The 19854-nt window shown below is 71.5% G+C and carries 19 protein-coding genes and 1 pseudogene; 3 read left to right on the plus strand and 17 right to left on the minus strand.

Features of this window, described 5'->3' with window-relative positions; translation table 11 throughout:
* Positions 1-35 precede the first annotated feature (35 nt).
* The 3 genes from VET29_RS29590 to VET29_RS29600 form a co-directional block, all read right to left on the minus strand.
* Positions 36-1256: a serine hydrolase domain-containing protein gene (locus tag VET29_RS29590; protein ID WP_324926432.1), complete on the minus strand. Its 1221-nt coding sequence runs from the start codon at positions 1254-1256 to the stop codon at positions 36-38.
* A gap of 201 nt (positions 1257-1457) precedes the next feature.
* Positions 1458-2018, minus strand: coding sequence for a GNAT family N-acetyltransferase (locus tag VET29_RS29595; protein ID WP_324926434.1), 561 nt, complete (start codon positions 2016-2018; stop codon positions 1458-1460).
* Positions 2019-2027: 9 nt separating this feature from the next.
* Positions 2028-2552, minus strand: a complete 525-nt coding sequence (locus VET29_RS29600; protein ID WP_324926436.1) for a hypothetical protein — start codon at positions 2550-2552, stop codon at positions 2028-2030.
* Positions 2553-2683: 131 nt separating this feature from the next.
* Here VET29_RS29600 and VET29_RS29605 point away from each other — a divergent pair, with 131 nt between their 5' ends.
* Positions 2684-3265: an HhH-GPD-type base excision DNA repair protein gene (locus VET29_RS29605; protein WP_324926438.1), complete on the plus strand. Its 582-nt coding sequence runs from the start codon at positions 2684-2686 to the stop codon at positions 3263-3265.
* Here VET29_RS29605 and VET29_RS29610 read toward each other — a convergent pair.
* From VET29_RS29610 to VET29_RS29620, 3 genes are all read right to left on the minus strand, one after another.
* A complete protein-coding gene (locus VET29_RS29610) occupies positions 3262-3969 on the minus strand; it encodes a DUF6882 domain-containing protein (RefSeq protein WP_324926440.1) in 708 nt (235 codons plus the stop codon). The two genes, VET29_RS29605 and VET29_RS29610, sit on opposite strands and share 4 nt — an antisense overlap.
* Positions 3970-4014: 45 nt before the next feature.
* The gene (locus VET29_RS29615) at positions 4015-4878 is read right to left on the minus strand and encodes an SAM-dependent methyltransferase (RefSeq protein WP_324926442.1); all 864 of its coding nucleotides are present in this window, start codon (positions 4876-4878) and stop codon (positions 4015-4017) included.
* 292 nt (positions 4879-5170) lie between these two features.
* Positions 5171-5806 (minus strand): spermidine synthase, encoded by a 636-nt coding sequence (locus VET29_RS29620; protein WP_324926444.1) that lies wholly within the window; start codon positions 5804-5806, stop codon positions 5171-5173.
* 67 nt (positions 5807-5873) lie between these two features.
* On the opposite strand from VET29_RS29620, the gene VET29_RS29625 reads away from it, so the two are divergent.
* The gene (locus VET29_RS29625; RefSeq protein ID WP_324926445.1) at positions 5874-6056 is read left to right on the plus strand and encodes a DUF1918 domain-containing protein; all 183 of its coding nucleotides are present in this window, start codon (positions 5874-5876) and stop codon (positions 6054-6056) included.
* A gap of 79 nt (positions 6057-6135) precedes the next feature.
* Here VET29_RS29625 and VET29_RS29630 read toward each other — a convergent pair whose 3' ends face one another.
* The 5 genes from VET29_RS29630 to VET29_RS29650 form a co-directional block, all read right to left on the minus strand.
* Positions 6136-6537: an SsgA family sporulation/cell division regulator gene (locus VET29_RS29630; RefSeq protein WP_324926447.1), complete on the minus strand. Its 402-nt coding sequence runs from the start codon at positions 6535-6537 to the stop codon at positions 6136-6138.
* Between the two features lie 135 nt (positions 6538-6672).
* Positions 6673-7656, minus strand: coding sequence for a malate dehydrogenase (locus VET29_RS29635; protein ID WP_324926449.1), 984 nt, complete (start codon positions 7654-7656; stop codon positions 6673-6675).
* Positions 7657-7803: 147 nt separating this feature from the next.
* A complete protein-coding gene (locus VET29_RS29640) occupies positions 7804-8100 on the minus strand; it encodes a DUF3017 domain-containing protein (RefSeq protein ID WP_324926451.1) in 297 nt (98 codons plus the stop codon).
* On the minus strand, positions 8097-8948 hold the full coding sequence (locus VET29_RS29645) for a bifunctional methylenetetrahydrofolate dehydrogenase/methenyltetrahydrofolate cyclohydrolase (protein ID WP_324926453.1): 852 nt from the start codon (positions 8946-8948) through the stop codon (positions 8097-8099). The genes VET29_RS29640 and VET29_RS29645 overlap by 4 nt, the downstream gene beginning before the upstream one ends.
* 23 nt (positions 8949-8971) lie before the next feature.
* Positions 8972-9934, minus strand: a complete 963-nt coding sequence (locus tag VET29_RS29650; RefSeq protein ID WP_324926455.1) for a DMT family transporter — start codon at positions 9932-9934, stop codon at positions 8972-8974.
* Positions 9935-10032: 98 nt separating this feature from the next.
* Here VET29_RS29650 and VET29_RS29655 point away from each other — a divergent pair, with 98 nt between their 5' ends.
* Complete coding sequence (locus tag VET29_RS29655) at positions 10033-12762, plus strand: glycohydrolase toxin TNT-related protein (protein WP_324926457.1); 2730 nt, start codon at positions 10033-10035, stop codon at positions 12760-12762.
* A gap of 81 nt (positions 12763-12843) precedes the next feature.
* Here the strand turns inward: VET29_RS29655 and VET29_RS29660 are convergent, their stop codons facing one another.
* The 6 genes and pseudogenes from VET29_RS29660 to VET29_RS29685 form a co-directional block, all read right to left on the minus strand.
* On the minus strand, positions 12844-13428 hold the full coding sequence (locus VET29_RS29660) for a pentapeptide repeat-containing protein (protein WP_324926459.1): 585 nt from the start codon (positions 13426-13428) through the stop codon (positions 12844-12846).
* 9 nt (positions 13429-13437) lie between these two features.
* Positions 13438-13860, minus strand: coding sequence for a universal stress protein (locus tag VET29_RS29665; protein ID WP_324926461.1), 423 nt, complete (start codon positions 13858-13860; stop codon positions 13438-13440).
* Positions 13861-14160: 300 nt separating this feature from the next.
* Positions 14161-17505, minus strand: coding sequence for an error-prone DNA polymerase (locus VET29_RS29670; protein ID WP_324926463.1), 3345 nt, complete (start codon positions 17503-17505; stop codon positions 14161-14163).
* Between the two features lie 80 nt (positions 17506-17585).
* The gene (locus tag VET29_RS29675) at positions 17586-17765 is read right to left on the minus strand and encodes a hypothetical protein (protein WP_324926465.1); all 180 of its coding nucleotides are present in this window, start codon (positions 17763-17765) and stop codon (positions 17586-17588) included.
* Positions 17765-19315, minus strand: a complete 1551-nt coding sequence (locus tag VET29_RS29680) for a DNA polymerase Y family protein (protein ID WP_324926467.1) — start codon at positions 19313-19315, stop codon at positions 17765-17767. Before VET29_RS29680 ends, VET29_RS29675 begins: the two co-directional genes overlap by 1 nt.
* Positions 19316-19391: 76 nt before the next feature.
* Positions 19392-19854 (minus strand): annotated as a pseudogene (locus tag VET29_RS29685) (hypothetical protein); the annotation flags it as partial.

The raw sequence follows: 19854 nt of genomic DNA on the forward strand, positions 1-19854 counted from the left end.
CCGCCCAAACAGTACACGCGTACGGGTTGCCTCGCTCACGCGAGTCCCGCGACCGCCGCGATGATCTTCCGCGTCACGAGCGGCTGCTGGCTGCCGCCCATGTGCAGGGTGTTGACCGAGAACACGACGCGCAGCGACAGGTCACGGGTGGCGCCCATGCCGTTGTTGTAACCGGGACGGTCACCGGTCTTGCCCCAGAACTCCACGTTGCCGGCGGCCAGCTTGGCGAGGCCGTGGCCGAGGTAGGCGTGCGGGGGCACTTCGGCGTCGGGGTCGGTCGGGTCGTACGCGGGGTCGTAGAGGTGCACGTCCGGGATCTGGAACAGCAGCGCGGTCTCCGTCGCGGGCAGGAGCCGGCCGGACATGAGCGCGGTCAGGAACCGGTCGAGGTCGGGCGCGTTGGAGACGATCTCGGCGGCGGCCCACTGGTAGGTGGGATTGGCCTCCGTGATGTCCACATAGGACCCGTTCTGGAGCTCGTACCCGTGCGCGTGCGGCCCGTGGATCTCGGTGTCGGTGCCGGGCACGGTCGTGGCGGTGAGGTGCAGCGGCCGGATGACGCCGTCGCGGACGGCGTCGCCGTAGGGCCGGCCGGTGACCTTCTCGATGACCGCGCCGAGGACGAGGTAGTCGATGTTGCCGTAGTTCTGCTGGGTGCCCGGCGGGAAGAGGAGGGGTTTGACCGCGCCGTCGGCGGTGTGGAAGGAGAGGTCGAACAGCTGCCGCGGCGTCCAGGTGTCGAAGCGGTGCGGGAGGAACCAGGCCGGGTCCTTGTGGTCGATGTCCGCGGAGGGCAGGCCGGAGGTGTAGGAGAGCAGCTGGTCGATGGTGATGGGCGCGTACTCGGCGGGCAGGATGTCGGACGCGTAGGACTGGACGGTGCGGTGGAGGTCGAGCCTGCCCTTGGCGACGAGCTGGAGGGCGGCGGTGGCGGTGAAGGACTTGGTCATGCTGCCGATGCGGAACCGGCCGTCGATCGGGACCTTCTGTCCGGTGTGGATGTCCGCGACGCCGGAGGTGCCCTCCCAGCAACCGGCCGAGCCGCGGACCTGGAGGAGGGCGCCGCTCGCCTGGTCGTTGGGCAGCCCGGCGATGGCGGCCTCGAGCTTGCTCGTGTCGAACTTGGCCGAGTCGAACTTGGCCGAGTCGAACTTGGCCGAGTCGAGCGCCGGCAACTGCTTGGCCGGCGCCGCGATGGCCGGCGCCGCACCGAGGGTGAGCGCGGCGGCGGTCAGTAGGACGGTGATCGTTTTCATGGTCAACAGCCTGGCGGCCGACGCGGCCACTGCCATCCGGGGCGAACCCCGGTTTCTGTCTCAGGGTCGGCCTCCGGCCCCGGACTCGATCGTCCCACGAGGCAACGACAGGACCGGGAGCTGTGGACTGCCGGCTGTGGACAAGGGCCCGACTGTCGGTGCGTTGCCGTAGCGTGGAACCCGGGGGCCGGAGGCCACCACTCAGGAACGCGCTCGCCACTCCTCGGCGAGCATCGCGAACACGATCTCGTCCGTCCATTCGCCCTTGACGAACTCGTTCTTCACGAAGTGGGCCTCCATGCGCAGGCCGAGCCTCGTCATCAGGCCCGCCGACGCGTCGTTGCGGGCGTCGGCGCGGCCGATGATCCGGTGCAGCCCCAGCTGCTCGAACCCCAGCCGCAACATCTCCGTCGCCGCCTCGCGGGCGTAGCCCTTCCCGTGGTGGCGCGGGTCGAACACGAAGCCGAACTCGCCGGTCTTGTTCCACTCGGACGTCCACGAGAGGTTCACGTCGCCGAGCAGCGCTCCGGTCTCCCCGTGCTCGACCGCCAGGACCAGCACGTCGCCCTCCTTCTCGAGCGTCGGGTGCTCGATCCGGTACCTCAGCGCGTTGACGACCTGGTCGCGGTCCCGTGGCGGCCACATCAGGTAGCGGGCCACCTCGGGCAGTTGCTGGTACGCGTACAGGGCGTCCAGGTCGTCGTCGGCGAACGGGCGGAGGATGAGGCGGTCGGTCTTGATCGGGTAGGCAGGTCGGAGCACCCCGCCACGCTAACCCACGCGGCGCGTCCGGCCCCATGGTTTGGTGACGGACAGGATCGCGCACGTCAGGTACATGGCGGTGGACACGATCCCCGCCGACAGCATGCTCATCCCGTCCTGGCCGACGTCCGCGAGCCGGTCGGCCGGGGCGGCGGACACCAGGTCGGACAGCGCACGCAGGCCCGGCACCAGCGACAGCGGCACCAGCACGACCGCGACCGTCGTCAGGGAGAACTTCACCAGCACCCACCGGTACCGGAACACGCCCCACTTGCTGTAGTAGCCGAGCAGGATCCCGGACACGTACGCGAGCAGGCTGACCGGGATCAGCAGCGGCCCCCCGATCAGGTACAGCGCGCCCAACGCGAAGTGCTGGGTGGCGGGGTCGTCGGTGGTCAGTCCGGTGATCTCCAGGGTCAGGTTGCCGACGTTGAGGCCCAGCCACCCGACCGACACGACGATGTGCAGGATCAGGAGCCATTTGCGGGTCGTGGGCGCAAGCCTTCTGGCACTTCGCTCGGTCGTGGTAGTCATGCCCATATGGTCGGTTTCGCGGCCCTGCCTTGTCGTCGTCGCGGAAGCCCGCTTCGCGGTGCGCCGAGGGACGTACGAGCACGCACGCGGCTACTCTCCGCGAGGTAGAAGGCGCGTGCCATGATGACGCCATGGCGATCTGGCTGACCACGGACTCCGAGGCCAACGAGCTGCTCGACCGCGAGCCACTGGCCCTGCTCATCGGCATGCTGCTGGACCAGCAGATCACGATCGAGACGGCGTTCATGGGCCCGCGCAAGATCCTCGACCGCATCGGCGCGCTCGACGCACGCACGATCGCCGAGTACGACCCCGAGAAGTTCGCCGCGCTGTGCTCGACCCCGCCGGCCATCCACCGCTTCCCCGGCTCGATGGCCAAGCGGATCCAGACCCTGTGCCAGGGCCTGGTCGAGGAGTACGACGCCGACGCGGCCGCGGTGTGGACCGCCGGCGACCCGTCGGGCACGGAGGTCCTCATGCGACTCAAGGCGCTGCCGGGCTTCGGCGACGTGAAGGCGAAGATCTTCCTTGCCCTGCTTGGCAAGCAGCGCGGCCTCGCGGCGAAGGGCTGGCAGCGGGCGGCGGGCGAGTTCGGCAGGAAGGGCACCCACCTGTCGGTCGCCGACATCACCGACGAGGCCAGCCTGCAGCAGGTCCGCGCGTACAAGAAGCAGATGAAGGCGGCGGCCAAGGCCGCGGCCGCACAGGGCTAGCCGCGGCTGGCGCTCAGGTTCATGGACATCGCGGTGACCAGGTTCCGGTCGTTGAACTGGACCGACACCGAGAAGTCCTGGCCGGAGACGTACATCTGCGGCCCGTTGTGCTGGAACTTCAGCCCGCGGTACAGCGCGTACGACTCGAACGCCAGCCGGTGGTCGTGGATGCGCAGCTCGGCCAGGCCCTGCTGGAGCACCCGGCTCACCCGCGGCCCGGCGGGTGGCGGCAGCACGAAGTCCGGATGCTCGATCAGGAAGCCGGCGCGCGTACCGCCGCCCACCGGACCCTGGTATCCGGTCCACCGCACCGCCGCGACCTTCGACGCCTCCATCATCAGCGCCGTGACCGCCGCGGGCTCCGTCGGCGAGCCCGGTAGGGCGTCGAAGGGGATCTCCGGCGTCGTCAGCTCCGGGATGTCGTTGCGCTCACCGAAGGCACGCACGAACTTGGCCAGCTCCAGCAGTTCCTCGCGATAGCCGGCCGGGTTGGCCCACGACCACAGCCAGGACTTCGGCCCCGGTGCCGCACTGCCCAGCAGATGCATGTCCGTACACGTCAGCGGGTGGTCGCCGGTGAAGGAGAACCTCTGCTCGGTGAGGTCGGTCTCCCAGGCGTGTTCGCCGATCGTCTCGGACAGGTGCAGCTGGTGCTCGAACGACAGCAGCGCGGCCTCGTCCTGCATCTGGAGGAAGGTTGGCACGGGCGGGACGCTACCGGCCCGCCCGTGCGGTCGCGTGCGGGACGCTCAACTCGGCGGCTTGCGGGCCACCACCGCGGCACTGCACTCCTCGACCTGGCTCAGCGGGCGCAGCCGGGGGCCGTCCGGCCACCACATGTCCGACATCACGATGTCCGGCGCCATGCCGGGGCCCGGTGGGATGATCTCCAGGCCGGGGATGAACTTCATGATCTCCGCCTTGGACCGGAACCGGCCGGAGCCCATGGGGCTGTGGATGAACACGTTCTCCATCCGCTCGGCGAGCGCCTGGTGTTCCGCCGTGCCCGGGTTCAGGAAGTGCGAGATGGCGACGAAGCTGCCCGGCGCCAGCGCGTCGACGTACTCCTGCATCAGCTCGCCGCCGTTGTCGGCCGTGTAGTGGTGCAGCGTGCCCACCTGCAGCAACGCGATCGGCTCGCGGAAGTCCAGGTAGCCACGCACCTGCGGGTTCTGGAGCACGTCCTGCGGCTGGAAGATGTCCGCCGCGACGAAGTGGGTGTAGTCGTTCTCGTCCAGCAACGCGTTGCCGTGCGCGATGACCACCGGGTCGTTGTCGACGTAGACGACCCGGGCCTCCGGCGCGATGCGCTGCGCGATCTGGTGTGTGTTCTCGGCGGTCGGCAGGCCGGAGCCGCAGTCGAGGAACTGGCGGATGCCGCCCTGGTCGACCAGGAACCGCACCGCGCGGATCAGGAAGTTCCGGTTCGACCACGCCAGGTCCTGCGCCTCGGGGGCGACTTCCCGGACCCGGTGGTACACCTCGCGATCGATCGCGTAGTTGTCCTTGCCGCCCAGGAACGCGTCGTACACCCGGGCGATGCTCGCCCTGTTCGGGTCGACTCCTACCGGCACCTTGCTTGGCGCGTCGTATTTTGACGCGATCGTGGCCATCGCAAACCCTCGCTACCCGAAGAAAACTCCCGCGGACCCGCGCCAGGGTAGCGACGCAGATCACACCGGTAAACGCCGCCTTCGATCTTGTTAACGGGCGGCGCGCGGCGCTGCATCTGCACTTGCGCAGGTTGCGGAGCCGCACGCGACCTTGGACTTTCTGTATGCGGAGTAGCCAAGTCACCCGATCGGTGGAGCAGGTTCACACGATGAGACAAAAACCTGTGTCACCCGGAAGAGGGATCGTGCTCACGCCAGCGTGACGCGGTCGCGCCGAGCACGGCATGCTCCGCTACGAGTGGGCCAGGAACACGAGATCCGGCTCGCCACGTGGTACCGGGATCTCCAGAGTCTCCACCGGGCCAAGGCGTTCGGCCAGTTCGGCGACGAACGCCGGCGCCCGGCCCGCGCTCCACACCGCCAGCACCCCGCCGGGGACGAGCGCCTCGACGATCATGTCCAGGCCGGCCGGACCGTACAGGGCCGCGTTGCCCTCGTCGACCGTCCACTCCGGACCGTTGTCGATGTCCAGGCACAGTGCGGCGAACCTGCCGGCGCTCGGCAGCCACGTGACCAGATCGCCTTGCACCACACGCACTCGCGGGTCGGCGAGCACCGCCGCGTTCCTCAGGTACGTCGAGTTCCACTCGATCACCGCGGGCTCGCGCTCCACCACGACAACCTCGCCGACGGTCGGGTGCGCGAGCGCCTCGCGCAGCGAGAAGCCGACGCCGAGGCCCCCGACCAGAAGCCGGCCGCCGGCCGGCATCCGCCCGACGGCGGCACTGATCATGAGTCGCTCGGACTCGCCGTTCCTGGTATCCATCAGGAAGACACCGTTGGCGATGATCTCGTAGTGCGAACCCGACCGCCGCAGCACGAGCTCACCGCCTACTCCGTCGACGCGCGCGAGGACCTGCGGGATCACCCCAACAGACTAGAATCAGCCGGGCAATCCGGACCTACCCTGGTGTGGGTCGGGAGGGAGTTGCACTATGCAGGCGGCAGTCGGCGACCATCTCCACGTCCACGGTCGCATCGTCGGAAACTCCGACCAGCTGGCGGAGATCATCGAGGTACGCGGCGCGGACGGCGGCCCGCCGTACCTGGTCCGGTACCCCGACGGTCGGGAGCGACTCGTGTTCCCGGGCCCCGACTGCGTGGTCGAGAAGGACTGAACGTGCAGGGCGGCGCGCGATCGGCGCGCCGCCCCGCGCGTCGCGACCGCGCCAGCTCAGACCCCGGCAGGCCCCCCGGTCAGACCCTGGTCAGCTCGGCGATCAGCTCGTCGACGTCGAAGTGGTCGTCCTCCCCGCCGAGCGGGACCATCTGCTCGGTCGCGCCGAGGAACCTGTCGACCGCCCCGTGGTCCAGCTCCAGCAGGGCATAACCCTCCGGGGACTCGATCTCGATGACGAGCATGCGCAGCCCGCGCTCCTCGATGGGCCGGAAGCGGACGTCGCCGAAACCGGCGGACTCGCCAAGGCCCTCGACGAGCAGCTCTCGGGAGAAGACCCACTCAACCCAGCGGTCCCGGTCCGTCTGGAACGCGGCCGTCACGGTGAACGGCTGGTCGGCACGGTAGGACCAGCGCGAACGGACGGGCGTGGTGCCGTCGTGGAGTGCGACTAACTCTGTGTGAATAGCTTCGGTGGTCATCTCTGGCCCCCTCCTCGGTCTCGACTGGGTAGTTCGAGGGTGAGATGCGCGAGGGGGCCAGAACTGACGACCTTTGCCCGATGTTCAGCCCATCAGGTATGACGGGCGCCACACACGTAACGCCTGAACTGCCGTTCAGATGAGGCCGAGACCCTTGACGGCGTCCCGCTCCTCGGCCAGCTCGGCCACGGAGGCGTCGATCCGCTCGCGGGAGAAGTCGTCGATCTCCAGCCCCTGAATGATTTCCCACCCGCCGTTCGCGGTGCGGACGGGGAACGAGGAGATGAGGCCCTCGGGCACGCCGTAGGAGCCGTCGGAGACCACGGCCATCGAGGTCCAGTCGGTGCCGTGCACCCAGTCGTGGACGTGGTCGATGGCGGCGTTGGCGGCCGAGGCGGCGCTCGACGCGCCGCGGGCCTCGATGATCGCGGCACCGCGCTTGGCGACGGTCGGGATGAAGGTGTTCTTCAGCCACTCGTCGTCGCCGACGGCCGCGGCGGCGGACCGGCCGCCGACCTCGGCGTGGAAGATGTCGGGGTACTGGGTGGCGGAGTGGTTGCCCCAGATCGTCAGCTTGGCGATGTCGGTCACCGAGATGCCCAGCTTCGCCGCAAGCTGCGAGAGCGCCCGGTTGTGGTCGAGGCGCGTCATGGCGGTGAACCGGTCGGCCGGCACGTCCGGGGCGTGCGCCTTGGCGATCAGGGCGTTCGTGTTGGCCGGGTTGCCGACCACGAGGACCCTGACGTCGTCCGCGGCGCCGGCGTTGATCGCCTCGCCCTGGGGCTTGAAGATGCCGCCGTTGGCCTCCAGGAGGTCACCGCGCTCCATGCCCTTGGCGCGGGGCCGGGCGCCGACGAGGAGGGCGACGTTGACGCCGTCGAAGGCGCGCTTGGGGTCGTCGGTGATGTCGATGCCCGCGAGCAGCGGGAACGCGCAGTCGTCGAGCTCCATGGCGGTGCCCTCGGCGGCCTTCAGTGCCGGCGGGATCTCCAGCAGCGACAGCCGGACGGGCGTGTCGGGCCCGAGCAGCTGCCCGGAGGCGATGCGGAAGAGCAGTGCGTAACCGATCTGGCCGGCGGCACCGGTGACGGTGACCTTGACGGCAGCCTTGCTTGCCACGGGGAAGATCCTCCCGACTGATGAAGAGAAATTCGGTGGCAGGAGGCTATCAAGCAGGTCGGACGGGGGTGGGGCCGCTTGTGAGCTGAGAGTCATTGCGGTGTCGGCCACAGGTGGCGGGCCGAGGCCGCAGGATCATGGGGCCGGTCAGTTCCCCAGCGGGCCGCCCTCGATCGTCATCGCGACGAAGATCATGCAGGCGCCGAACCCCGCGTACGTCAACACATCCACGCCCCGGCTGCGGATCATGATCAGGCCGGCCTGGTCGTCCCGCAGCAGCGCGCGCAGTGCCGCGGCCAGGAACAGGGCCACGCCGATCAGCACCGTCCCCTCCCGCCAGTGGTACAGCACGATCCGCAGCAGCCCGAACGCCACCACCGCCAGCACCATCCCGAAGGGCAGGTGGGCCAGCACCGGGTGCTTGCGGCCGTGCGGAGTCGTCATGACGCCGCCCGCTCCGCCGCCACCACCGTGTTCGTCAGCAGCATCGCCACGGTCATCGGGCCCACGCCGCCCGGCATCGGGGCCAGCCAGCCCGCGACCTCGCGGACGTCCGGGTGGACGTCGCCCACCAGGCCCTCTTCGGTGCGGGTGATGCCGACGTCCAGCACCGCTGCGCCCGGCTTGACCATGTCGGGGGTGATCAGGGCCGGGTTGCCGGCGGCCGCCACGACGATGTCGGCCCGGCGGACCTCGGCGGCCAGGTCCTTGGTGCCGGTGTGGCACAGGGTCACGGTCGCGTTCTCGGACCGGCGCGTCAGTAGCAGGCCCAGCGGGCGGCCCACGGTCACGCCACGACCGACCACGGTGACGTTCGCGCCGGCGATCGGCACGTCATACCTGCGCAGCAGCTCGACGATGCCCAGCGGGGTGCACGGCAGCGGGCCCGTCTCGCCGAGGACCAGGCGGCCCAGGTTCATCGGGTGCAGACCGTCCGAGTCCTTGGCCGGGTCCACCCGCTCCAGGGCCGCGCCCGCGTCCAGGTGGCCGGGCAGGGGCAGCTGGATGAGGTAACCCGTGCAGGCGGGGTCGGCGTTCAGCTCGTCGATCACGCGGTGCAGGTCGGACTGGGTGACGTCCGCGGGCAGGTCCCGGCGGATCGAGTCGATGCCGACCTTGGCGCACGCGTTGTGCTTGCCGCGGACGTACGAGTGCGAGCCCGGGTCGTCGCCGACCAGCACCGTGCCCAGGCCGGGCACGACGCCGCGCGCGGCCAGCGCGGCGACCCGCACGCGCAGGTCGTCGAAAATCGCGGCTCGGGTGGCCTTGCCGTCCAGGATCGTCGCGGTCACGGCGCCATCCTCTCATCGCCCTCTCATCGTCCACGGACGCGGATGGCGGCGATGCCGACCGCGACCATCGTCAGCGCGATGCCGGCCACGCTCGTGACCGACAGCCCGCCCGCCGTCGGCACGAACACGTCCAGCAGCACCGCGCCGACCAGCTGGCCCGCCACCGACGACATGCCGAGCAGGAGCACGCCCGTCACCCGGACGGCTGCCACGGCGGTCATGATCGTGCAGATGCCCAGCGGACCGCCGATGTAGAGCCACCACTGACCGGGTGGTGTGGCCGGCCAGCCCCTGACGATCACGTCCACGGCCACCGCGAGAGCCAGCGCACACGTGCCGACCAGGAAGTTCACCACCGTCGGGACCACGACGCCGGCCGCGGCGGCGCGGACCCGGCCGTTCATCGCGCCCTGCCAGGCCAGTCCGCAGCCGGCTACCGCCGGTAACACTGCCCACCAAAGTCCACCCGAAGCGGTGACGACCGCGTGGTCGGAGACCGAGATGATCACCGCAATCACCGCGAGCGACGCCCCGACCGCTCTCGGGAGCGTGATCGGCTGCGGGCCGCCAGGACCCAGCCCGGCGCGGTCGACGGGCAGGCTGCACACGACCTGACCAGCCACGACCGCGACTGTGAAAACGGCCACGCCGAGGATTGGCACGGTGATGCCCTGGGTAGTGACGAGTAACGCTCCACACGCTCCACCGAGCATTTGCCACGGTCTTATTGCCTGGTCGCGCAGTGCTTTCCGCAAACGCCCGACACCGGCTCGGGCGTTTGGCAGGATCGGTGACACAGCGAGAAGCAGGACGGACCCGACGGAGAAGGAGACCAGGGCGGCGACGAGGCCGTCACCCAGCTCATGGCCGAGCTGGCCGTTGATCCGGCCCTGCACGGCCAGGGCGACGCCACCCAGTGCGGCCAGGGCGGACCCCGCCACACGGAGCCGGGCCGGCGGATGGTGTGCTGAGACGGCGGTGCTCACGCCTCGTCATCCTCGCTCACGTGGTCTTGCGGCCACCACCGGGGCGAGGTAGATAAGCAGGCTGTGACGCCGACCGACGGACAAGGGAAGATGTCACCGTGGCACAACCGACCCAGCTAACCCCGACCGAGCAGGACGCCCTGGTCAAGCAGATCGGGCTGGCGATGCTGCGCGTCGCTCCGGAGGACTGGGAGCAGCTCACCGTCGACTACCGGGCCGTCGGCCGCTACGCGGAGTCGACCAGCCAGGTCACGTTCACCGACGGCTCGGCGGAGCCGTGGGAGATGCCCGCCGACCTGCGGAACCTCTTCGCCCGCCTGCGCGCCGGGATGTACCGGGAGGGGCGCGGCACCTGGTTCAACGCGCGCTACCGCCTCGACCACCCGTCGAGCTACAACCTGGAGTACGACCGCGACGAGCCGGGCTGGGACGCCCCGCCGCCGCCGCAGGCGTACCCGGACGACATGCGGATGTTCCCGCGCTCGGACGAGAACGTGCCGGAGTGGCTGCGGCGCCGGCTCGCGACCGCGCCGCCACCGCCGCCGGCCGTTCCCCCCGCGGGGCCCGCGGGTGGGCCACCCGCCCAGCGGTTCCGCGTCGCGCGGATCTTCGACGGGCCGGGTGAGGACGGGCGCCCTTCGGTGAACCGGCCGCCCGTCGACGAGATGGACATCCAGGAGCTGCTGGACTATCTGGACGGCGCGCCGCTCGTCGGGCCCGCACGCGGGTACGACGTGGATCGGCTGGACCCCAGCGGCAAGCAGTCCGTGCCGGTGGCGTTCCACACGGACGGCACGTGGATCTGGCCGGCCGCGGTGAACTACTACCTGCGTGAGCACGACATCTCGCCGGAGACCGACCTGGTCGAGCACATCCGGCGGATGCGGTTCAAGCTGGTGCCGGTCGAGGAGCAGGCCCGTGCCGCGGCGCAGCTGTTCCTCGGTCCGCCGCCGCCTCCGCCCGGGCCTGGACCTGGACCCGCGCCCGTTCCCGGGCCGCGGTCCGGTCCCCCCGCGCCGGCGCCGACGCGGGCCTTGCCCGTGCCCGCTCCCGTGCCCGCCGGTGGACCGCCGAGGGCGGCACTGCCGTCGCAGGGACCGGCGTCGCAGCAGCTCGACCAGCTGCGGGCGCGGCTCGACGATCTGGACGTGCCGGACACCGCGTACCGGATCGGTCAGCCGACCGGTCGCGGGTGGGTCATGGAGCAGACGGACGAGGGCTGGCGAGTCGGCTGGCACGACCGCGACTGGGTCGCGCCCGCGATGTTCGAGGACGTCGGCGACGCATCCGCGTTCCTGCTCGGCAAGCTGCTGCTCGACACCGACCGGTGGGCGGCGGGCCCGAAGAACCCGGAGCTGCCGCCGGGCCAGGAGGACGCCGGCTTCGCGCCGATGTCGGCGCCGATCGAGGCGTTCGAGCCGATGTCCGCGCCGATCGACGCGTTCGAGCACGGGCGGCCGGCGCCGGCGGGGCCGGTCAAGCCGCCGCCAGGGACGCCGGGGTACACGGACCGTTTCACCGAGCCGTCGGAGGGCTTCGCCCCACCGCGGCCGGGGCCGCCGCCGGGGACTCCGCCTCGGCCGGCACCGACGATGGCGATGGAGCCACCGGCGCTCGACGCGCCGGCGCGTGGGATGGACGCGCCGGCCCACGGGCTCGACGCCGACTCGGCGGGGCGTGGGTTGTTCGAGTCAGCGAGCCAGTCTGGGCGCGCAGCCGACGCGCCGAGCCACGGGCTGGACTCCCCGAGCCGGGGGTTCGAGGCACCCGCGTTCGGGGGTGGCGAGCCAGCACGCGGGTTCGACGCCCCGGGCGGCTCCTCGGGCCAGGGCTTCGACTCGCCGGGCCGGGGAGGCGGGTTCGACGTGCCCGGCCGCTCGCCGGGTTTCGGGGTGGACGGCGCGGGGTTCGAACCGCCCGGCCGGAGCGACGAGTCCGGTCGCGGGTTCGACGCCGGCCGAGGCGACGACTCGCCCGCGCACGGGCTCGACTCGCCGGGCCGCGGCTTCGACTCCCGCGGGGACGGCTCGGGTCAGGGTTTCGACCTGCCGGTCCGGGGTGCCCGTGGGCTCGACGCCCCGGCGCACAGTCTCGACTCGCCGGGGCGCGGGTTCGCCTCCGCTCGCGTGCCCGACTCCCCCGACTTCGACGCGCCGGAGCGGGCCGCCGAACCGAGCCGCGGGTTCGACGCCACCCGCAGGGCCGAGCCCGTTCCGGGGCTCGACTCGCCGGCGCACGGAATCGACTCGCCGCCAGGCGGGTTCGAGTCCCCCCGGGTGCCCGACTCCCCCGACTTCGACGCGCCGGAGCGCGCGGCCGAACCGGGCCGCGGGCTGGACACGCCCGGTCGTGGGCTCGACTCGCGTGGGCTCGACTCGCCGCCTCGGGGGGTCGAGCCGCCGGGGCGCGGCGGCGACGCGACCGTCCTGGCGGCGCGCCCCATCAACGGGGCGGCGTCGGCGCCGGCCGGGGCGGAGTGGCCGATCTCGCCGCTGCCCGGTGAGCCGCCGCTGACGTTGTTCCGCGGCAAGCGGCTCATCGAGCTGGAGCCGGGCATGGAGCTCGACCGCTTCGGCGACGACGACGGCAACCTCGTGTACGTGGCGGGCACCCCGTTCCCGGAGCGCTCGCTGGTGCCGGACTGGATCGACCGGCCCTACCACGTGTACCGCGTGCGTCAGTCGGTGCAGGTGCTGACCGGCGCCGCGATCCCGTGGTTCGACCAGCCGGGCGGCGGCACGGCCTTCCTCCTCCCGGACGCGGTTGGCGAGCTGCTCGCGCACGGCCAGCTCGTGGAGGTCAGTGATCGCGAGCGACCACCGGGCTGAGAGCTGTGCGAAGGGGCGGGCCCGCGGGCCCGCCCCTTCTCTGTCTCCGCGCCGAACGCGACGCGGACGTTCGTCGTGGGGTCACTCGCCGACCTGTAAGCCGTGGGCGGCGGCGAAGGCTATGGCCATGTCGATGTCCACCTTCGCGCCGGTCAGGGTGGCCTGGCGGAGGCCGTTGGCGTCCATGCGGGTGCCGCGGAGGTCGGCGCCGGACAGCTTGGCCTCCTGGAGGCGGGCACCGGTGAGGTCGGTGTCCGTGAGGTCGCAGTCGCGGAGGTCGGCGCCGGTCAGGTTGGCCTCGCGGAAGCGCAGGCCGGACAGTGCGATCGCGCGGAGGTTCGCGCCGCCGAGGCTCGCCAGGGTCAGGTCGGTGTCGGTGATCGTCACCGGGCGGAAGCGGCACTCGTGGAACGTGGCGCCCAGCAGGGAACAGCCGCGGAACTCCGCGTGCATGAGGCTGGTGCGCTCGAACTTGCACGACCGGAACGCGGACGTCGTGTGCTTCGACTCGCCCAGGTCCACGCGGGTGAGGTCGCAGTGGTCGAACGTGCAGCCCTTCGTCACCAGGCCACGCATGTCGGCGTCGGTGAAGTCGACGTTCTCGAAGTGCTGGCCCTCCCAGCTCTGGCCGGAGAGGTCGGCGTCGCGGTAGTCGTCGTCGTTCATGCCCGCAGACTAGGGAACGACCACGACAGGGCGCCGGGCGTCGCTGATGAGGAACTTGGCCACCCCGCCCCCGCCCCGGCCGATCACGATGCAGTCGGCGTGCAGCTCCTCGGCGACCCTCTCCAGGCCGTGCGCCGGGTCGCCGCGGTGGTGGACCATCTCCCAGCGCACGCCGATGGTGCCGAGGTAGTCGGCGACCGTGCGGCGCAGCTCGTCGACCAGCTCACTCGCGGCCTCGGCGGCGGTCGCCATGCCGAACGGGGACCAGTAGGCGGGGCCGGTGATCGGCTCGATGTACACGAACACGAGCCGCGCCCGTTCCCGCCTGGCCAACCCGCTCGCCCAGGCGGCGGCATGCAGTGCGCGCGGCGTCCCGTCGACGCCGACGACGATCACGGTGAGACCGTCCTTACCGACCTCGTAGTCGCGCACTCCGGGATCCTATGGCGCGCACCCGGTGCCGTTGAATGCTTGTTACGCGCCTGATGTCGTCCGCGGCGGTCAGGATGCTGGGTCCGGTCGCCCGCGAACCAGCCGACCCGGCGTGTCCACCCCACCCCCGGCGAGTCCCGCGTTCAGCCATAGCGAGTCGCGCGTTCAGCCATACCGAGTCCCGTTTTCGTGCACATCAAGATCGGCACGACGCGACTCGGTATGTGTGAACGCGGGACTCGGTATGTGTGAACGCGGGACTCGCGAGGGTGGGGGGCTGGGCTTCTCGCCGAGGTCCTGTTAGCGGAAGTCTCTGGAGCGGCTGGGGATTCGTAGGTCCAGGGGTGTCAGGCGGTCGGCGTGGAGGCTGGTCACGCCCTCGGCGTTCTGGACCGTGCCGCGGACCAGCAGGGCCGCCGAGTTCCGCGCTGTCCGGCGGTAGCGGGTCCACAGGCCCATCGTGCAGACGACGTTCACCATGCCGGTCTCGTCCTCCAGGTTCAGGAACGTGACGCCGCCGGCCGTCGCCGGGCGTTGGCGGTGGGTCACCGCGCCGCCGATCAGCACCCTGGTGCCGCTCGCCACGCCTGGCAGTGCCGTCACCGGCAACGCGCCCTGGCTGGCCAGCCACCCACGGACGAACTGCGTGGGGAAACTGTCCGGCGACAGCCCCGTCGCCCACACGTCCGCCACCGCCACCTCGATGTCGTCCATGCCCGGCAGCACCGGGGCCGTGACGCCGACCGTCATGCCCGGCAGGCGGTCCGGGCGTTCCCCTGCCACCGCGCCCGCCGACCACAGGGCCGATCTGCGGTCGACCTCGAAGCAGCCGAACGCGCCCGCGGTCGCCAGGGCCTCGAGCTGCGCCTTGCTCAGCTGGGTCCTGCGCGACAGGTCGGCCATGTGCCGGTACTCGCCGTGTTCCTCCCGTTCCAGCACGATCTTCGACGCCAGGTCGTCGCCGATCGCGCGGACCGTGCCCAGTCCTGTTCGGACGGTCGGTTCACCGTCGACGCACTCCAGGGTCGCGTGTGGCTGGCTCGCGTTGATGTCGGGGCCCTGGACCGTCACACCATGCCGGCGCGCGTCCGTCACCAGGGACTGCGGACTGTAGAAACCCATCGGCTGCGCCCGCAACAGCGCGGCGCAGAACGCCTCCGGGTAGTAGAGCTTGAACCACGCGCTCGCGAACACCAGGTACGCGAAGCTCAGCGCGTGGCTCTCCGGGAAACCGAAGTTGGCGAACGCGATCAGCTTCTCGTAGATCCGCCCCGCCAACTCCTCCCCGATCCCGTGTCCCGCCGCGCCGAGGTAGAACCGCTCGCGCAGCCGTTCCATGCGCCGGGTCGAGCGTTTCGCGCCCATCGCCCTGCGCAGCTCGTCGGCCTCCGCGGGGGTGAAGTCGGCCACGTCGACCGCGATCTGCATCAGCTGTTCCTGGAACAGCGGGACGCCCTTGGTCTTCTTCAACGCCTTCGCCAGCAGCGGGTGCTCGTAGGTGACCTCCTCGGCGCCGTTGGCGCGGCGGATGTACGGGTGCACCGAGCCGCCCTGGATCGGGCCGGGGCGGATCAGCGCCACCTCCACCACCAGGTCGTAGAACTCCTTGGGCTGTAGGCGGGGCAGTGTCGCCATCTGCGCGCGGCTCTCCACCTGGAACACGCCGACCGAGTCCGCTCTGGACAGCATCGTGTAGACGCGGTGGTCGGCCAGGTCCAGCCGGTCGATGTCCACCCGCACCTGGTGGTGCTCCTCGACCAGCTCGACCATGTACCGCAGCGCGGACAGCATCCCCAGGCCCAGCAGGTCGAACTTCACCAGGTTGATGGCCGCGCAGTCGTCCTTGTCCCACTGCAGGACCGTGCGCCTGTCCATCCGGGCCCGCTCGACCGGGCACACCTCGCTGACCGGCCGGTCGCAGATCACCATGCCGCCCGAGTGGATGCCCAGGTGCCTCGGGAAGTCCTCCAGCTGGCCGGCCAGCTCCAGCACGGTCACCGGCACGTCGTGGTCGTTCTCCCCGACCGTCTCCCTCACCGGGGCGAAGCGGTCGATCTGCTTGCTCCACGCGTCCTGCTGGCCCGGCGAGTAGCCGAGCGCCTTCGCCATGTCGCGCACGGCCGACTTCGCCCGGTACGCCACGACGTTCGCGACCTGGGCGGCGTGCCTTCGGTCGTAGCGCTCGTAGACGTACTGGATCGCCTCCTCGCGGCGGTCCGACTCGATGTCCAGGTCGATGTCCGGCGGGCCGTCGCGTGCCGGCGCGAGGAAGCGTTCGAACAGCAGGTCCCAGCGGACCGCGTCGACCTTGGTGATGCCGAGCGCGTAGCAGACCGCCGAGTTGGCGGCCGAGCCGCGGCCCTGGCAGTAGATGCCCTCGCCGCGGCAGAACTCCACGATGTCCGCGATGATCAGGAAGTAGCCGGGAAAGCCGAGCTCCTCGATCACCGCCAGCTCGTGGTCGAGCTGCCGGTACGCCTTGGGGTTCTGCTCGCGCGTGCCGTAGCGGACCAGCGCGCCGGCGAACGTCTTCTGCCGCAGGTAGCTGATCTCGGTGTGGCCGGGGATCTCGAACGGCGGCAGGTTCGGGGCGACCAGCTTCAGGTCGAACGACAGCTGCACGCCCAGCAGGGCCGCCCGCGCGACCACGCCCGGGTACCGCGCGAAGCGGCGCCCCATCTCCGCGCCGGACCGCAGGTACGCGGTCGGCGCGGGCGGCAGCCAGCCGTCCATCTCGTCGAGGCTGCGCCTGGCCCGCACGGCGGCCAGCGCGGTCGCCAGCTCGCCGCGGGTGGGTTGCGCGTAGTGGACCGCGTTGGTGGCGATGGTCGGTAGCCGAAGCTCCCTCGCCATCTCGGCGAGCAGGTCGTTGTGCCTGGTGTCGTGCGGGTGGCCGAGGTCGATCAGCTCGACGAAGGTGTGGTCGCGGCCGAACGCGTCGGCCAGCCGGTACAGCTCGGCGAACGCCGCGTCCGGGCCGTCCCGCAGCAGCGCGCGGCGCACGGATGCCTTGCGGCAGCCGGTGAGCGCGACGACGTGGCCCCGTGTCCGGTCGACCACGTCGTCGAAACCGTAGACCGGGCGGCCCTTCTCGGCCTTGTCGACGTCCTTGTCGACGTCCTTGTCGACGTCGTCGTGCGCGAGCTGGCCGTCGGTGATCGCGTGGCAGAGTCGGCCGTAGCCGTCGACGCCGGTCGCGAGCAGCAGCAGGTGGTCACCCTCCGGGTCGGCGATCCCGTTCTGCGGCTGGGAAAGGCCGAGGCTCAGCTCGGTGCCGAAGACCGTGCGGACGGCCAGCTCCCTTGCCGCCTCGGCGAAGCGGACCACGCCGTACATGCCGTCGTGGTCGGTGATCGCGATGGCGTCCAGGCCGAGCAGTGCGGCGGACTCGACCAGCTCCTCGGGATGACTCGCACCGTCGAGGAAGCTGAAGTTGGAGTGGCAGTGCAGCTCCGCGTACGGCACGCGGAGCTCACCGCCCGCGTAGTCGGTGCCGCCGGGCGGACCGACACCCGAGGGCGCGGTGTAACGCGCACGCCGGTGTGTCCACGCCGGACTGTCGCCGCCGTCCCCGTTCGGCTCGGGGCGGCCGGAGAGGACGCGCTCGACCTCCGACCACCGCACGGGTGGGTTGTGCCATCCCACGGCGACGACCGTCCCTTCGCTCTCTCCTCGCCGGCTCCGGGCGGGCGGGGACCGGTCGGATGTCTGGTTGTTCGCGCCGCTTACCGCACCCCTACGTTCTCCGGGGAGCGGCGGGGAGAAGGGATGAGCATCGCGAGTCCTTCCTCCTGCGCCGCAGGCCGCAGCGGGTAGCCCGCGAGGCACACCGGGTTCGGGTGGCCGATGACGAACTGCCGGCAGCTCCCGTCGGCGAAGCGGCACTCCCCGCAAGGTTTGCTCATCAGTCGTAGATCCCTTCCACTGTCCACCGCTCCTCGGACAGGACGAGGAGCAGCGCGGTCTGTTCTTCCAGCAGCACCTGCAGTCGGGCGCGGCGGCATGGGTTGGTCCACCAGCGGACGTCGGTGGCCCACGGGCCGGCCCAGGCACGGACGCGGCGCGGCTTGCCGCCGTCGACCGAGACCTGGCACGGCCTGCCGGTCAGCTCGTGCCGGGCGCTGATGTCGACGAGCGCGCCCTTCTCGTCGAGCACCTTGGCGGGCAGGGGTTTCGCGAGCACGGTCGCCGGCGACGGGGCCGGCAGGCGGCCGGGCCACGGCGGGTCGGGGTCACGGTGGGGGCTGCGCTCGTCGCCCCACGGGACCAGGCGGACCTCCTCTCCCGGGTCGCGGCCACCGCCGAGGACCGGGGTGACCACGGCGTCCGGGCCGAGGAGGCCCTGGACGTGGACCATGGCGCGGGCCGCGCGCTCGTCGGCCTCGGCACGGCCTTCGCCGCGCCAGAGGTCGAGCTGGAGCGTGGCGCCCTCGACGACCTCGACGGGTTCCAGGCGGAGCGTGACGATGCCGGCGGACGGTCGCTGGTCCCTTCCGCTCAGCCAGCCGTCGAGCTGCCAGCGGACGCGGTCGGCGATGCCCGTGGGGGTCAGCGGCTCGGCCGCGCGCCAGACCCTGGTGCGCTCCTCGCCGTTGGCGGTGGTCGCGTTGATGCCGAGGCGGGTGCAGGCGAGGCCGTGCGCGGCGAGGCCGGCGTGGAACCGCTCGGCGAGCGTGCGCGCGACGAACGCGGCGGCGTCGACCCGTTCGATCGGCGGGTCGGGCTCCTCGGTGACGGTCAGCTCGGGTGGTGGCCTGCGGCGGGCCGGCGGCCTGTGCTGTTGGCCCCGCGCCAGGCGATGGGCCAGCACGGCGTCGGCGCCGAAGCGGGCGGAGACGTCCTTCTCGGGCAGCTCGGCGAACGCGCCGAGGGTACGCAGACCCAGGCGGCGCAACAGGTCCACGAGGTCGGCACGGTGGTGGCCCTCGGCGGGGCGGTCGAGCTCGCGGACGCTGAGGGGCCGCAGGAAGTCCGGACTCTGGTCCGGCGGGACGATGATGCCGCGGCGCGCGGCGAGGATGGCCGTGAACAGGCCGTCGGCGATGCCGACCTGGCACTCCGCGCCGGTGCGGTCGGCGACCTGGTCGATGAGGCGCTCGGCGGCGTGCTCCTCGCCCTTGAAGTAGGAGGCGGGGCCGCGGGCAGGGACCGCGACCACGCCGGGCCTGACGATCTCGACGCCGACGGCGAGCTCCTCGACGGCGGCGGCGACGGGTTCGAACAACCGCGCGTCCCTGACCGGGTCGTCGGGGAAGACGACGAGCTCGGGGCAGCGGCCCTGCGCGTCACGACGGCGCATGCCACGACGGACGCCCTCGGCCCTGGCCGGCGCGGAGCACGCCACGACCCGGTTGGCCTCGACCACCGCGACGGGTTGGTGCGGCGCGAGCCGACCCGCCGCCGACGCGGCCGTAACCGGCCAGTCGGGGCACCACACGACGAGCGTCCGTTGCATGTGTCGAACATACGTTCGAACACTACGGGCGTCAAGTTGGCCACTGCTTCCCTTGCGAGGTAAGGGAAGTCGCTCTTCAGGCGCCGTGACCGGCGAGGACGGTGTCGTCGGTGGGGTCGTCCTGTTCGAACGTGAAGCCGCACGCCGGGGAGGCCGGCCCCCGGGCGGCGGCCAGCCGCGCGACAGCCGGCGAGGCCGGCGGCACGATGGCGGCCGGCGAGGCGGGCAGCGGAGGGGCGAGGGACAGCGAGCTGGGACGGGAGGAGAGGGGTGCCGGAGAGGCGGACAGCGGGAAAGCGGGCAGCGGCAAGGGGTCAGCCGGCGCTACTTCCCGTGGCACAGGAACGAATGGGTCCTTCGGGGCATCGACCGCTGGCGGGGAGAGCCGATCGGTGCCGAGTGCCCCGAAGGAGTCTGTGGGCGTCCGTACCGCGCCGCCCTCCGCGGGGAGGTACAGGCACGTCTCCGTCGCGCGGGTGGCCGCGCCCCTGCCACGCACGCCGACCCGGACCGCACGCTCGGCCAGGTGACCATGACCG

Source organism: Actinophytocola sp., from assembly GCF_035634895.1.
In the GTDB taxonomy this organism is placed as follows: Bacteria; Actinomycetota; Actinomycetes; order Mycobacteriales; family Pseudonocardiaceae; genus Actinophytocola.

Excerpts from the sequence above, each read along its gene's own strand:
- VET29_RS29590 (WP_324926432.1), bottom strand. The coding sequence starts at position 1,256 with ATGAAAACGATCACCGTCCTACTGACCGCCGCCGCGCTCACCCTCGGT.
- VET29_RS29600 (WP_324926436.1), bottom strand. The coding sequence starts at position 2,552 with ATGACTACCACGACCGAGCGAAGTGCCAGAAGGCTTGCGCCCACGACC.
- VET29_RS29605 (WP_324926438.1), top strand. The coding sequence starts at position 2,684 with ATGGCGATCTGGCTGACCACGGACTCCGAGGCCAACGAGCTGCTCGAC.
- VET29_RS29615 (WP_324926442.1), bottom strand. The coding sequence starts at position 4,878 with ATGGCCACGATCGCGTCAAAATACGACGCGCCAAGCAAGGTGCCGGTA.
- VET29_RS29625 (WP_324926445.1), top strand. The coding sequence starts at position 5,874 with ATGCAGGCGGCAGTCGGCGACCATCTCCACGTCCACGGTCGCATCGTC.
- VET29_RS29630 (WP_324926447.1), bottom strand. The coding sequence starts at position 6,537 with ATGACCACCGAAGCTATTCACACAGAGTTAGTCGCACTCCACGACGGC.
- VET29_RS29640 (WP_324926451.1), bottom strand. The coding sequence starts at position 8,100 with ATGACGACTCCGCACGGCCGCAAGCACCCGGTGCTGGCCCACCTGCCC.
- VET29_RS29660 (WP_324926459.1), bottom strand. The coding sequence starts at position 13,428 with ATGAACGACGACGACTACCGCGACGCCGACCTCTCCGGCCAGAGCTGG.
- VET29_RS29675 (WP_324926465.1), bottom strand. The coding sequence starts at position 17,765 with ATGAGCAAACCTTGCGGGGAGTGCCGCTTCGCCGACGGGAGCTGCCGG.
- VET29_RS29680 (WP_324926467.1), bottom strand. The coding sequence starts at position 19,315 with ATGCAACGGACGCTCGTCGTGTGGTGCCCCGACTGGCCGGTTACGGCC.